Source organism: Bifidobacterium apicola (assembly GCF_042846865.1).
Classification (GTDB): Bacteria; Actinomycetota; Actinomycetes; order Actinomycetales; family Bifidobacteriaceae; genus Bombiscardovia; species Bombiscardovia apicola.
On the sequence record NZ_BAAFQQ010000001.1, the window covers coordinates 1,361,456 to 1,373,848 of the forward strand.

The following is a 12,393-nucleotide window of genomic DNA, read 5'->3' on the forward strand; positions in this document are numbered from 1 at the left end:
TCTGCTATCATGGTGACTTGCTCTCACGTGGCGTTATGTCACCCAATCCCCCCAGGGCAGGAATGCAGCAAGGGTAAGTGGCCTCTGGCGGGTGCGTGGGAGTTTTTTCATATTTGCCCTGACTGAACTGGCTGGAGTCGTGAAAACAACGCGTTTGTCGGACGGGGGTGTCGGCCGCCGACCCAGGGGTTGGATAGAGTCTTGAGGTATGACCAACAAGCACAAGCAGGGCGAAGCACAGCAGGCCTGGTACCGGGACCCGAATGAGCAGACCAAGGCGGACGGCAGTCATGCTGACCGGGATCCTTTGATGTCTCGACCCCGGATTTCTGCCGTGGTTCTGTGCCTGGTCGCCGGCCTGGCCTGCCTGGGTCTGGCGGCATTGGTCTGGTGGGCGACCGTGTGGACTGTGCCAGGGCAGACCTATGACGACATGGCCCTGGCGAACTTCCGAGGCTTTCTTGACCAGGCGCCCCTGATCAAGGCTTACCTAGGACTGTTCACCATTCCTTACGTGACTGTGGCGATCTGCGTGGTGCTGGGTCTTTCATCCCTGGCGGTTGTTCTAGTGCGTCGCCGGTGGTGGCTGCTCGGCCAGCTTGCCGTATACGCTCTTGTGGTTTACGGGGCGGCGCGTATCCTCAAACGCTTCCTGCCTCGCCCCGTGCTGATTCACGCTCAGGCCTCCACATCCAATTCAGCCCCATCCGGGCATACCATCCTGGCTCTGGCGGTGGTCCTGGCCCTGCTCTGTGCGGTGCCGCGCGTTTGGAGGGCCCCAGTTGCCTTGGTAGGGTTCGCCTTTGACCTGTCCGTGGGCTGCTCGCTGGTGCAGGGCGGCTGGCACCGCCCCTCAGACGTAGTCATGGGCATGCTTATTCCGGCAGGTCTCTGCCTTGTTGCTCTGGCTGGCACTCGGGGAACAGGGATGGATGTTCCTGGGACCAGAATGTCCTCGGCTTCGATTCAAATTGTCTCTACCTTGATGATGGTAGCGGGGTTCCTGGGGATTCTTTACGCCTGCTACGTCATCTGGCAGGTCAGCCCTGGTCTGGAGATCGGCGCCCGGTGGACGGCCTATGGGGTTCACTGCTCGGCTGTCATACTGATGGCCTCTGTTCTGTCGCTTTCGCTGGGTCTGGTTCTGGCGATGAGGCAGATTACGGCCTCGCCTCTGACCAGGATGGGCCTTGTCGGCCGGCCCCCGGCTCCACCGCAAAATGGCTGAAGTCGATCGCTGGGCGTGCTGAACGTCTCTGATTCATCCACCATTGGACCCAGGGATCCACATCCGTACACATGACCCCTTGATTTGCATGGTGACGGAACCTCGTGAGTAAGATGGCGTGCGAAAGACCACAATATAAGGAGAGGCCATGGCATCCGGCAATAAGCTCGTCATTGTTGAGTCGCCAACCAAGGCAAAGAAGATCGGCGGGTACCTGGGCAAGGGCTACACGGTCATGGCCTCGGTGGGCCATATCCGCGACCTGGCCCAACCATCGCAGATCCCGGCCTCCCAGAAGAAGGCCTACGGCAAGTTCGGCGTAGACGTGAACGATGGCTTCAAGCCCTACTACATTGTGGACGATAAAAAGAAGCACACGGTATCCGAACTCAAGAAGGCGTTGAAGAACGCCGACGAGCTCTATCTGGCCACTGATGAGGATCGTGAGGGGGAGGCCATCGCCTGGCATTTGGTCCAGACCCTCAAACCCAAGGTGCCGGTAAAGCGCATGGTCTTTCATGAGATCACTCCAGAGGCCATCAAGAATTCGCTCAAGCACACCAGGGACGTGGATGCCCACATGGTGGATGCCCAGGAGACCCGCAGAGTTCTGGATCGGCTTTATGGCTATGAGCTTTCCCCCGTGCTCTGGCGCAAGGTGGGTCCTGGTCTGAGTGCGGGGCGGGTCCAGTCTGTGGCGACCCGGCTGATTGTGGAGCGCGAGCGTGAGCGCATGGCCTTCGTCAAGGCCTCCTACTGGGATCTGCTGGCGCGTCTGGTGCAGGAGGGTGCCAGGGACTCGGCTTCGTCAGGCGGTTTTCCGGCGCACATGATCAGCCTGGGCGAGCGGCGGCTGGCGGTCTCCAAGGACTTCACCTCCAAGGGGCAGCTGACGGAAGCGGCCGCCAAGGAGCAGGTCCTGCAGCTGGATGAGCAGCATGCCCGGAGCCTGGCTGAGGCGCTGAAGGATCAGGACTTTACGGTGACGGGCATGGAGACCAAACCCTATCGGCGGCGTCCCCAGCCCCCCTTCACCACGTCTACCCTGCAGCAGACGGCGGGCAACCGGCTGGGCATGAGTTCCCGGGCCACCATGCGCGCTGCCCAAGGGCTCTATGAGAATGGGTTCATCACCTACATGCGTACGGATTCGGTCACTCTCTCCCAGGAGGCCATTGCTGCAGCCCGTAAGGGGGTCGAGCGTGAATACGGGGCCGAATATCTTTCGGTTGAATCCAAGCAGTATGTAACCAAGACTGCCGGTGCCCAGGAGGCTCACGAGTGCATTCGGCCCGCCGGTTCGACATTCCACAGGCCCCAGGATCTGGCCGATCGTCTGGCTCCTGACCAGCTCAAGCTCTACACCCTGATCTGGCGGCGCACCCTGGCTTCACAGATGGCTGACGCTACCGGTTCCACAGCCACTATCCGCCTGTCGGCGCAGGCAGGCAAGGAGGGTACAGCCCTCTTCCAGGCTTCAGGCACTGTCATCAAGTTCCCTGGGTTCCTCAAGGCTGTGGGTTCTGGCTCCGAGCAGACCGATGAGGATTCATCCCTGCCTCCAGTCCAGAAGGGGGATGTGCTTCGCGCCGCCTCCGTAGAGCCTGAGGGACATGAAACCCAGCCGCCTGCACGCTACACCGAGGCATCCCTGGTCAAGACCCTGGAGGCCAAGGAGATCGGCAGACCTTCCACTTATGCCAGCATCATTTCGACCATCATCGACCGTGGATACGTCTACGAGCGTGGTCGTGCGCTGATCCCCTCCTGGCTGGCCTTTTCGGTAGTCAGATTGCTGGAGACCAATTTTCCCAAGTACGTGGACTATCAATTCACGGCGCAGATGGAGAATGGCCTGGATATGATCGCCCATGGCAAGGAGCGAGGCAAGGACTGGCTGACCCGGTTCTACTTCGGTTCGGGCCCTGGCGCTGCTCAGAATGCAGACCAGGCCCATCAGGGTCTGCAGGAGCAGGTGGCCCAGTTGGGTGACATCGACGCCCGCAAGATCAATACCATCGAGATCGGCGATGGCCTGCAGGTGAGGGTCGGACGCTACGGTCCCTATATGGAGGATACAGCCGACTTGGATGCCGACGGCAATCCCAAGCGGGCCTCGTTGCCGCCAACCATGGCTCCGGACGAGCTGACTGTAGCGGCAGGCCATGAGCTGATCGCTGCCAATGCCGGCGGTCCTCGACAATTGGGCAAGGATCCGAAGACTGGCGGTCGGGTCGAAGTGCGCAAGGGCCGATTCGGGCCCTATGTGGCCCTGATCAGCCCCGAAGAGGAAGCGGCTGAGCAGAAAAAGACGACTGGCAAGACTGCACGGACAGCCAAGCAGACTGGTCCTAAGCCCAAGATGGCTTCGCTCTTCAAGACCATGGATCCAGACACGGTTACCCTGGAGGATGCTCTGAAGCTGCTCAGCCTGCCTAGGACGGTGGGCAGCATCGAACTGACCGATGCAAAAACAGGAGAAACTAGCCAGGCCACAGTCACAGCCAGCAACGGTCGTTATGGCCCCTACCTGACGGCCACTAAGGCTGACGGCGGCACCGAGACGCGTTCGCTGACCGACGAGGGACAGATCTTCACCATCGATCAGGCGGGGGCTAAGACCCTCTTTGACCAGCCCAAGTATGGACGGCGTTCCCGGGGTACGGCCAAGCCTCCTCTTCGTGAGCTGGGTACAGATCCTGACAGTGGCAAACCCGTCACCATCAAGGACGGGTTCTACGGTGTCTACATCACCGACGGGCAGACCAACAGGACCCTGCCCAAGCAGTACACGGCCCAGTCCATTGAACCAGAGGTGGCCTTCCGCCTGCTGGCAGAGAAGCGCGCGGCAGGACCTGCCAAGCGGCGTGGCAGGACCACCCGCAAGTCGACCACCCGCAAATCGACAGCACGAAAGTCAGCAACGCGGAAATCGACGTCCGGCAAATCTACAGCCGCCAAGTCGTCTGCTCGCACCCGCAAGGCCACACAGAAGGCCAAGTCCACCAAGACTGTCAAGACTACGGAGAATCAGGCATGAGCGACGGTTTGTTCATTTCCTTCGAAGGCATGGACGGGGCAGGCAAAACCACCCAGGTTCAACGAGCCCACAACTATCTGCAGGAGTGCGGTCTGCGATCCCTGGTCACCCGCGAGCCAGGCGGCACCCCTGTCGGATTGACCATTCGGGAACTCGTTCTGCACGGTCTGGCTGCCTTTCCGTCGGTTGCCGTGACCGGGGGCACTGATGTGGTTGATGCCTCCGACGACTTGACCCCCAGGACCGAGGCCCTGCTCTATGCGGCCGATCGGGCCGAGCATGTGGCCCAGGTTGTGCGTCCGGCTCTGGATCGCGGAGACATTGTGCTTTGCGATCGCTACCTGGATTCCTCAGTGGCCTATCAGGCTGGAGGCCGCGATCTGTCGGCGGATGTGATCCGCCGGCTGAGTTTGTGGGCCAGTCAGGGCCTTCTGCCCAAGCGCACATACCTTCTGGATGCAGATCCGGACCAGTCCAAGCTGCGTCTGGACCATGAGCCCGATAGGCTGGAGTCGGCTGGCGACGACTTTCAGCAGCATGTGCGTCAGGCATTTCTGCAGCTGGCTCAGAGGGAGCCCGACCGGTTCCTGGTTATAGACGCTACTCAGTCCATCGACCAGGTCTGGCAAATCATCCAAGATGATTTGGACAAGTTGGTCGAAGGGCGCGAGCCGGATCTGCCTCAGGTCGACGATGAACTCTCTGATGTCGATGATGAGAATGATGGCGCTGGCGCTGATGGTCAGGACGATGCCGTCGAGGATGAATCGGCTGCAGAATATGAGGACGATGATTCGGTTGCCGAATCGGACTGGACTGAGGACGCTGGTACGTCCCAGGCACCGGAGGCTGATGCCGACTTGCAGGATCAGCCTGATGGCGACCAGTACGGTCAGCCCATGGACGCAGGATCAGTCGGCGGCGATGCTGATGATGATTCGGTTTCTGTGGGTTCTCGCGCTCGTTGGCTGCTCCGGTCCCGTCTCCTGCGGAAAACCCGATGAGCGTCTGGGATGCCATTGTGGGTCAGCAGCCCACGGTCGATCTGCTCAAGCGGACGGTGGCCGCTCAGGCCCAGGGCCATGACGAGGTGGCCCAGTCCTGGCTGATCTGCGGCCCGCCCGGATCAGGACGGTCCAATCTGGCCCGGGCTTTCGCAGCTGCCCTGATCAGTCCTGACCAGGGATTGAGCGATCAGCCTACCCGCGTTACCCAGCAGGTACTAGCCGGGACCCATCCGGATGTGACCATACTGTCCACCAACAAGGTCACCATCGGCATCGACGAGGTCAGGGAGCTGATCATGACCTCGGAGCAGATGCCATCAACTTCGCGCTGGCGGGTCATCATCATCGAAGACGTGGATCGAATGCTGGAGCGGACCACCAATGTGCTGCTCAAGGAGATCGAGGAGCCCGCCGAGCATACCATCTGGCTTCTGTGCGCACCCAGCGCCCAGGACGTGCTGCCCACCATTCGTTCACGGACCAGGGTGCTCAACCTGGCGGTGCCTTCCAACACTGCAGTGGCCGATTTTCTGACTGATCAGGTGGGGGTGGACCGATCCTTGGCCGCCAAGGCTGCCCGTCTAGCCCAGGGGCACATCGGCATCGCCCGTCTCTACGCCACAAGGGATCAGGTCCTGGCCGACCGTGATGAGCTGGTGGTGGGCCTGCTGGGCCTGCGGCGCGCCTCGGATGCCGTGGTCCTGGCTGGTCGGGTAGTCGATGCGGCCCGGGATCAGGCTACTTCCACAGTGGACGATGAGGTGTCTAGGGACGAGCGGGAGTTTCGGCAAATCAACGGGCTTAAGGACAAGGAACGCATTCCCCGTCAGCTTCGTGGTGCCTATCATGCCTTGGGCGGCAAGGATCAGGTTCGCCGACGGGTCACCAGATTGACCCGGGATGTGCTGGACCGCAACTTGAGCACTCTGGCCAGCGTCTACCGGGATGTGGGCGTCCTGCAGAACGGCGCCGAGGAGGAGGCTGGCTTGGTCAATTTGGAGAATCGAGCAGCAATTGCCGATCTGTCCGTCAGGCTCTCCAGGCAGGGGGCCATCGACCGCATTCAGCTGATTGCCCGAGCTCGCAGGAGGCTGGCCGCCAACGGCTCGCCGCTCCTCGTCTTCGAAGCCCTCTTCTGCACCCTGCTGGTCTAAGCCCAAACCAAGGGTTCATCAGGCAAAAGTGCCCGGCAAGGTCATATCACTGCTGCCGATCCTTGGCGACCAGGTCGATTCCCTGCACTCCAGCGCCGGTGGCAGAGCCACATGGGAGGGGAGAATGGACTGTCCCTTGGCGTCGACCAGCCGCAGCACCTCTTGGACAATGCTTTCTATGGGGGTCTTGACTGCAGTCAAGGTCGGGCTGCTGATCAGGCAGGCCGGGCTGTCCACGAAGGCGGCCACCTTGACCTGGTCGGGAACCTGGAAGCCCAGTTGGCTGCAGGCCATCAGAGCGCCCAGGGCCAGCGAGTCGTCCCCGCAGATGATGGCGTCGGGATGGTCGTTTCCCTCAGTGAGCATGGTCATGACGGCATCGTAGCCGCGGCGCATGCTGCAGGGACCGAACTGGACCCAGTCCGGCTGAGGCGTCATGCCCAGGGTGTTGGTCAAGGTGGAGAAAGTCGTGAAGAGCTCGGTGGCCGCGCTGGTGTCCAACTCACGGCTCAGATAGGCCACTGCGTGTGCGTTCTGCTCGGCCAGGTGGGCGATGATGAGCCGCATTGAGGCCGCCTGGTCCATGCCGACCCAGCTGGTGTGGTAGGAGAGCGGTCTGCCCCCGACCTGGACGATGGGCAGCCCGGATGGCAGATCGGCAGGCATGCCATCCGGGTCGTCATCCGGCGAAGGGACGACGATGATTCCTTCGACCTGCCGGGCCGCCATGGACCTGATGGCAGCTTCGCGCTGTTGGTCGTCCCTGGCAGATATGACCAGCAGGTAGCGCCCCTGCTCGGTCAGTCTCCTGCTGAGCATATCCAGGATGGACCCTGCCATGCCCGTGGGGACCCCACATAGGATCAGACCCATGGTTCTGCTGCGATCCGAGCGGAGCGCGCTAGCAGCGAAGTTAGCTGAGTAATTAAGCTTCTCAGCCGCAGCTCTAACCCTGCGACTGATGTCATCGTTCTTGCGCCTATGACCGGAAAGGACACGGGACACAGTCGCCGTCGAAACTCCGGCCAGGGCTGCGACGTTGGCAATGGAAGGCTTGTTGTCCGCCGTCTGTCCCATTGGCTCCCTCGAAGATCCTTTCCGCTGATGTCGGCTGCCTCTGGTGACGAAGTTATTCGGCCTGGGTCAGCTTGGTGACCAGGGAGTCCGCCACGGTCTCGGCCTCGTCGCCCTCGACGGTCACGGTGACCTTGTCGCCCTTGGCGATTCCCAGGCTCATGACCATCAGAATGCTGCCAGCGTCTACAGGATTGCCGTCGCCCTTGGCTATGGTAACCTTGCATCCGCTGGAGGCGGCGGCCTGCGAGAATTCCGAAGCGGGCCTGGCATGAATGCCCACCGGGTCGGTGATGACAGTGGAACGTTGTGCTGTTGCCATGGTGATCATCTCTCCTGAATATAAGGCCGATCTTGTCGAACCGGCATGTCTAGTGGTGGATACGCTGGTTATCTTACCACTGCAAAAGAGGAATTACAGAAAACGATTACCGTTGAAAAACGAATGAATATGTGTATACTGAACATCGTTGCATGAAGAACGTTTCCACTGCCGTTGTTCAGCTTGCCTCAGGGCGGCTCGCGTGCAGTGGCCAGGCACTAAGGAGTGCGACATGGAGATCCAAGGCGTGGGCATTGGCCGCGGCGTTGCCGTTGGTCCGGTTATCCATATGGCGGCCGGACTGGACGTGCCCGGCGATGAGGCGAGGCCTGACAACCTGACGGCGGATGCTGAATTCGGCAGGGTCGAATCCGCTCTGACATCCGTCAACAGGGACCTGCTTGCGCGCGCCAAGGCCGCCCAGGATGGGCAGGGGGCCAAGGATGCTGCTCCGATTCTGACCGCCCTGGCTCAGATGGCCCAGGACCCGGCCCTGAAGACCTCGATCCGATCCCTGCTGGACGGTGGCAAGACCGCCGAGCGATCCGTCTATGAGGCCTTTGCCGACTTTGAGGGAAAGCTCCAGGCCATCGGCGGATACATGGGGGAGCGGGCCAATGATCTGCATGATGTTGGGCAGCGTGTCATCGCCCATCTGCTCGGTGTCCCGGCACCGGGCGTGCCGGAAAGCGACAAGCCATTCGTTCTGGTCGCCCCTGACCTGTCCCCGGCCGACACCTCCAGCTTGGACATGACCAAGGTCCTGGCCATTGTCACCATTGAGGGCGGCCCAACCAGCCATACCGCCATTCTGGCCCGGTCCAGGGGGATCGTCGCTGTCGTAGGCGCTCAGGACGCGGCAGGGCTGTCCGACGGACAGACGGTCATCGTCGATGCCGCTGCCGGCAAGGTGACGGCTGATCCCACCCAGGAACAGATTGAAAAAGCTGAGCAGGCCCGTCGCGAAGCGGATCAGGCCAAGGCCTTGCGAGGCCGCCCAGGCCAGCTCAAGGACGGAACCAGGATTCCCCTCCTGGCCAATGTCGGCAAGCCCGCGGATGCCGATCCGGCCTTGGAGTATGGAGCCGAAGGTGTTGGACTCTTCCGTTCGGAGTTCCTCTTCCTGGGCAACGAGCAGGCACCCGGCGTCGAGGAGCAGGCCAAGGCCTACCAGGCTCTTCTTGAACGCTTCCCCGGTCGCAAGGTGGTCATTCGTCTGCTGGACGCCGGCGCTGACAAGCCGCTGCCTTTCCTGACCCAGGCCGATGAACCCAATCCGGCCTTGGGGCTGCGCGGTCTGCGCACGCTTAAGGTCCACAGCCAGGTTCTGGAGGATCAGCTGGAGGCTCTGGCCCGGGCCGATGCCGAGACGGATGCTGACCTATGGGTCATGGCGCCAATGGTCGCCGACGAACATGAGGCTGACTATTTCGTCCGTCTGGGCAAGAGCAAGGGGCTCAAGCGCGTGGGCGTCATGGCCGAAGTTCCTTCAATCGCGCTGATGGCCGACAAGGTGGCCAAGGTGGCCGATTTCGTCAGCATCGGCACTAACGATCTGACCCAGTACACACTGGCAGCAGACCGCACGCTGGGTTCGGTCGCCTCCTATCAGACCGCCTGGCATCCTGCCGTCCTCAGGGCCATCAAGCTCATCGCTGATGCCGGTCAGGCCAATAATATGCCTGTCGGAGTCTGCGGCGAGGCTGCTGCCGATCCGGACCTGGCGGTGGTTTTGGCTGGAATCGGCGTGACCAGCCTGTCCATGACTCCGGTCGCTCTGGATGATGTTCGCGCCGAACTGGCCAAGCACACCATGGATGAGGCCAAGGCGCTCGCCGCCAAGGCTCTGGACGGAGAGTTCTACCATCCCCAGGGGTGGTGAGCAGGCGACCGGATTTGTGCAGACCTATCAGATCCGGTGCAGTCGATCAAGTCAAACAGCACGAGCAAGGAGCAGACATGACGGATTTCCAAGCCTTCCTTCCCGACACATCCTTCGCCTTGGATGTACCGGCGACTGACTGGCGGGATGCCATCCGCAAGGCGGGCGACAGGCTGGTGGCCTCCGGGTTCACCACCGATGCCTACACGGACCAGATGATCGAGACTGTCGAGAAGATGGGTCCCTACATCGTCATCGCTCCTGGTCTGGCTCTGGCTCATTCCCGGCCCAGCGAGGCGGTTCTGGGAACCGGCCTGAGCTGGGTAAGGCTGTCCACGCCCGTCGAGTTCGGCAACAAGGCCAACGATCCGGTCTCCCTGGTGATCGGTCTGGCCGGCCGGGATGAGCAGGAGCACCTGCAGGTGATGTCCGCCATCGCCGGTGCTCTGACGGACACGAAGAAGACCGAGCAGCTGGGCAAGGCCGGCACTCCTGGCGAGGTCCGCGCCATTCTCGAATCGTGAGCGGGACCCGCTTTTGCGGATTCCAGCATGGCAAATACAAGAAGCAGTAGAAGCAAACAAGGAACAAAGGAGCAACTCATGGATATTCTCTGCGTATGCGGCAACGGCATCGGCACTTCAGTTCTGCTCAAGGTCAACGTGGAGCAGGTGGCATCGGAGCTGGGCATGGACGTGACTGTGACCACCTCTGACGCAGGCAGCGCCAAGGGCACCGCCAACATGAACGATCTGGTGCTGACTTCGCCCCAGCTGGCGCCCGAGCTGGAGGGGACCACCACCCCGGTCGAGACTGTCCAGAACTTCATGGACAAGGACGAGATCAAGGGCATTCTGGAGCAGTACGCCGACTGATGCGCCCGGCGGGCATCCTTCATCGTCAGACCGATGGAATGCCCGCTCTTTTAAGTTTGAGAACAAGAGAGAAATAGTAAGGACAAACAATGAATGTCTTCCTTGCGGTGCTGAACTTCATCAGCCAGGAGATTCTGAATGTGCCCGCCTATCTGATTGGCATCGTGGCGGCAATCGGCCTGATCGCCCTGAAACGGAGCGCGGGCCAGGTCATTTCTGGCGCCCTTAAGGCGGCCATGGGCTATCTGATTCTGGGCGCCGGCGCCACCGTGGTGACCAACGCCTTGGATCCCTTCGGCAAGCTGGTCTTCAAGGCCACTGGCGCCCACGGGGTCGTCCCCACCAACGAGGTTATCGTGGCTCAGGCCTCCAGCCAGTTCGGTGCAGCCTCCGCCTACATCATCGTGCTCAGCTTCATCATCATGATCCTGCTGGCACGGTTCACTCCGCTCAAGTACGTCTTCCTGACCGGCCACCATATGGTCTTCATGTCCACCCTGCTGGCTCTGGTCCTTTCGATCGGGTTCGGCAAGGGCAACAACCTGCTCATCGTGCTGATCGGCTCCCTGCTCATGGGCGTGATCATGGTGGCCATGCCCGCTTTTGCCCAGCCGTACATGAACCGGGTGACCGGCAGTGACAAGCTGTCCATCGGCCACTTCAACACCTTGGGCTATGTGGTCTCGGGCGCAGTCGGCAGCGCTGTGGGCAAGAAGTCGCGATCCACTGAGGACATCGACTTCCCCAAGGGGCTGAGCTTCCTGCGTGATTCCATGGTTTCCACCACCCTGCTCATGGTCGTCCTCTACCTGGTCTTCGCTATCTGGACTGCCTTTGTGGTGCCTGCCAAGGCCGCCTTTGCCGTCTTCCCCTCCCATCCGGCCAACTGGGGAGCCTTCTTCATGGCCGCTTTCGCTCAGGCTCTGCAGTTCGGCATCGGCGTGAGCATCATCCTCTACGGCGTTCGCATCATCCTGGGCGAGCTGGTGCCCGCCTTCCAGGGCATCGCCAACAAGGTGGTCCCCGGTGCTCGTCCTGCCCTGGATATCCCCATCGTCTTCCCCTACGGTGCCAACGCCTCCCTGATCGGCTTCCTGGCCTCCTTCGCCGGTGGTCTGGTGGCCCTGGTCATCATCGCCGTCTGGCTCGGGCCTGTCTGGGGTCTGGCCCTGATTCTGCCGGGCATGGTGCCCCACTTCTTCGATGGCGGCGGTGCCGGTGTCTTCGGCAATGCGACCGGCGGCCGCATCGGGGCCGTGGTCGGCGGCTTCATCAATGGTCTGCTGATCACTTTCCTGCCGGCCATCCTGATGACGGTTCTGGGCAGCTTCGGCCTGTCCAACGCAACCTTCGGCGATGCGGACTTTGCCTGGTACGGCACCGTGGTCGGCAAGCTGGCCCAGCTGGGCATCCCTGTCGGGGCCGTGGCCTTGGTGGTCATGGCTGTGGTGATCTTCGCCCTGGCCTGGATCTGGCAGGTCAAGGTGGTCAACACCGGATGGATGCCTGCCGCCAAGCATGCTGAGTTCATCGCCAGTGTCGAGGCTGAAGAGAAGGAGGCCAAGGCTCAGGCTCGTGCAGCCGCCAAGGCCGCTCGTGCCAAGACCAAGGCCGCCGAGGCTGCGAAAGCCGAATAGGCATGCGCAAGCGCGTCTTATAGGCGCCAGGAGGAAGGGTTCGGCTGATTCCTTTCTCCAATACAAGATAGAGCCGCCCGTTTCTTTTCATGCGGAAAGGAAACGGGCGGCTCTAGCACTCTTGAACCAGTGCGATGGGCTTAATTGCGCCAAGCTTCTTTAGCGGATGCACTT

Annotated in this window: 9 protein-coding genes, 1 other RNA gene and 1 pseudogene; 9 read left to right on the plus strand and 2 right to left on the minus strand. The window is 61.4% G+C overall.

Features of this window, described 5'->3' with window-relative positions; translation table 11 throughout:
* The first annotated feature begins 17 nt into the window (after positions 1 to 17).
* From ffs to ACGG9J_RS05535, 5 genes and pseudogenes are all read left to right on the plus strand, one after another.
* Positions 18 to 108: signal recognition particle sRNA small type (ffs, locus tag ACGG9J_RS05515), an RNA gene on the plus strand.
* 100 nt (positions 109 to 208) lie between these two features.
* Positions 209 to 1,228: a phosphatase PAP2 family protein gene (locus ACGG9J_RS05520; protein ID WP_390134349.1), complete on the plus strand. Its 1,020-nt coding sequence runs from the start codon at positions 209 to 211 to the stop codon at positions 1,226 to 1,228.
* A gap of 148 nt (positions 1,229 to 1,376) precedes the next feature.
* Positions 1,377 to 4,268 (plus strand): type I DNA topoisomerase, encoded by a 2,892-nt coding sequence (topA, locus tag ACGG9J_RS05525; protein WP_390134352.1) that lies wholly within the window; start codon positions 1,377 to 1,379, stop codon positions 4,266 to 4,268.
* Positions 4,265 to 4,918: pseudogene (tmk, locus tag ACGG9J_RS05530) on the plus strand (dTMP kinase); the annotation flags it as partial. The gene topA and the pseudogene tmk, both read left to right, overlap by 4 nt.
* A 350-nt stretch (positions 4,919 to 5,268) precedes the next feature.
* A complete protein-coding gene (locus ACGG9J_RS05535; protein ID WP_390134355.1) occupies positions 5,269 to 6,429 on the plus strand; it encodes a DNA polymerase III subunit delta' in 1,161 nt (386 codons plus the stop codon).
* 18 nt (positions 6,430 to 6,447) lie between these two features.
* Here the strand turns inward: ACGG9J_RS05535 and ACGG9J_RS05540 are convergent, their stop codons facing one another.
* Both ACGG9J_RS05540 and ACGG9J_RS05545 read right to left on the minus strand, forming a co-directional pair.
* Complete coding sequence (locus tag ACGG9J_RS05540; RefSeq protein WP_110452729.1) at positions 6,448 to 7,506, minus strand: LacI family DNA-binding transcriptional regulator; 1,059 nt, start codon at positions 7,504 to 7,506, stop codon at positions 6,448 to 6,450.
* A gap of 52 nt (positions 7,507 to 7,558) precedes the next feature.
* On the minus strand, positions 7,559 to 7,825 hold the full coding sequence (locus ACGG9J_RS05545; protein ID WP_110452833.1) for an HPr family phosphocarrier protein: 267 nt from the start codon (positions 7,823 to 7,825) through the stop codon (positions 7,559 to 7,561).
* Between the two features lie 232 nt (positions 7,826 to 8,057).
* On the opposite strand from ACGG9J_RS05545, the gene ptsP reads away from it, so the two are divergent.
* The 4 genes from ptsP (at position 8,058) to ACGG9J_RS05565 (ending at position 12,219) form a co-directional block, all read left to right on the plus strand.
* On the plus strand, positions 8,058 to 9,707 hold the full coding sequence (ptsP, locus tag ACGG9J_RS05550) for a phosphoenolpyruvate--protein phosphotransferase (RefSeq protein WP_390134357.1): 1,650 nt from the start codon (positions 8,058 to 8,060) through the stop codon (positions 9,705 to 9,707).
* A gap of 77 nt (positions 9,708 to 9,784) precedes the next feature.
* Positions 9,785 to 10,231 (plus strand): PTS sugar transporter subunit IIA, encoded by a 447-nt coding sequence (locus ACGG9J_RS05555; RefSeq protein WP_390134359.1) that lies wholly within the window; start codon positions 9,785 to 9,787, stop codon positions 10,229 to 10,231.
* 78 nt (positions 10,232 to 10,309) lie between these two features.
* Positions 10,310 to 10,582 carry a PTS sugar transporter subunit IIB gene (locus ACGG9J_RS05560; RefSeq protein ID WP_024626949.1) on the plus strand — a complete coding sequence of 91 codons (273 nt, stop codon included), beginning with the start codon at positions 10,310 to 10,312 and terminating at the stop codon, positions 10,580 to 10,582.
* Between the two features lie 89 nt (positions 10,583 to 10,671).
* Complete coding sequence (locus tag ACGG9J_RS05565; RefSeq protein WP_390134362.1) at positions 10,672 to 12,219, plus strand: PTS ascorbate transporter subunit IIC; 1,548 nt, start codon at positions 10,672 to 10,674, stop codon at positions 12,217 to 12,219.
* Positions 12,220 to 12,393 lie beyond the last annotated feature (174 nt).

Bases quoted from the DNA above. Each gene is read 5' to 3' on its own strand.
- ACGG9J_RS05560 (WP_024626949.1), top strand. From the start codon at position 10,310: ATGGATATTCTCTGCGTATGCGGCAACGGCATCGGCACTTCAGTTCTG.
- ACGG9J_RS05565 (WP_390134362.1), top strand. From the start codon at position 10,672: ATGAATGTCTTCCTTGCGGTGCTGAACTTCATCAGCCAGGAGATTCTG.
- ptsP (WP_390134357.1), top strand. From the start codon at position 8,058: ATGGAGATCCAAGGCGTGGGCATTGGCCGCGGCGTTGCCGTTGGTCCG.
- ACGG9J_RS05535 (WP_390134355.1), top strand. From the start codon at position 5,269: ATGAGCGTCTGGGATGCCATTGTGGGTCAGCAGCCCACGGTCGATCTG.
- topA (WP_390134352.1), top strand. From the start codon at position 1,377: ATGGCATCCGGCAATAAGCTCGTCATTGTTGAGTCGCCAACCAAGGCA.
- ACGG9J_RS05520 (WP_390134349.1), top strand. From the start codon at position 209: ATGACCAACAAGCACAAGCAGGGCGAAGCACAGCAGGCCTGGTACCGG.
- ACGG9J_RS05545 (WP_110452833.1), bottom strand. From the start codon at position 7,825: ATGGCAACAGCACAACGTTCCACTGTCATCACCGACCCGGTGGGCATT.
- ACGG9J_RS05555 (WP_390134359.1), top strand. From the start codon at position 9,785: ATGACGGATTTCCAAGCCTTCCTTCCCGACACATCCTTCGCCTTGGAT.
- ACGG9J_RS05540 (WP_110452729.1), bottom strand. From the start codon at position 7,506: ATGGGACAGACGGCGGACAACAAGCCTTCCATTGCCAACGTCGCAGCC.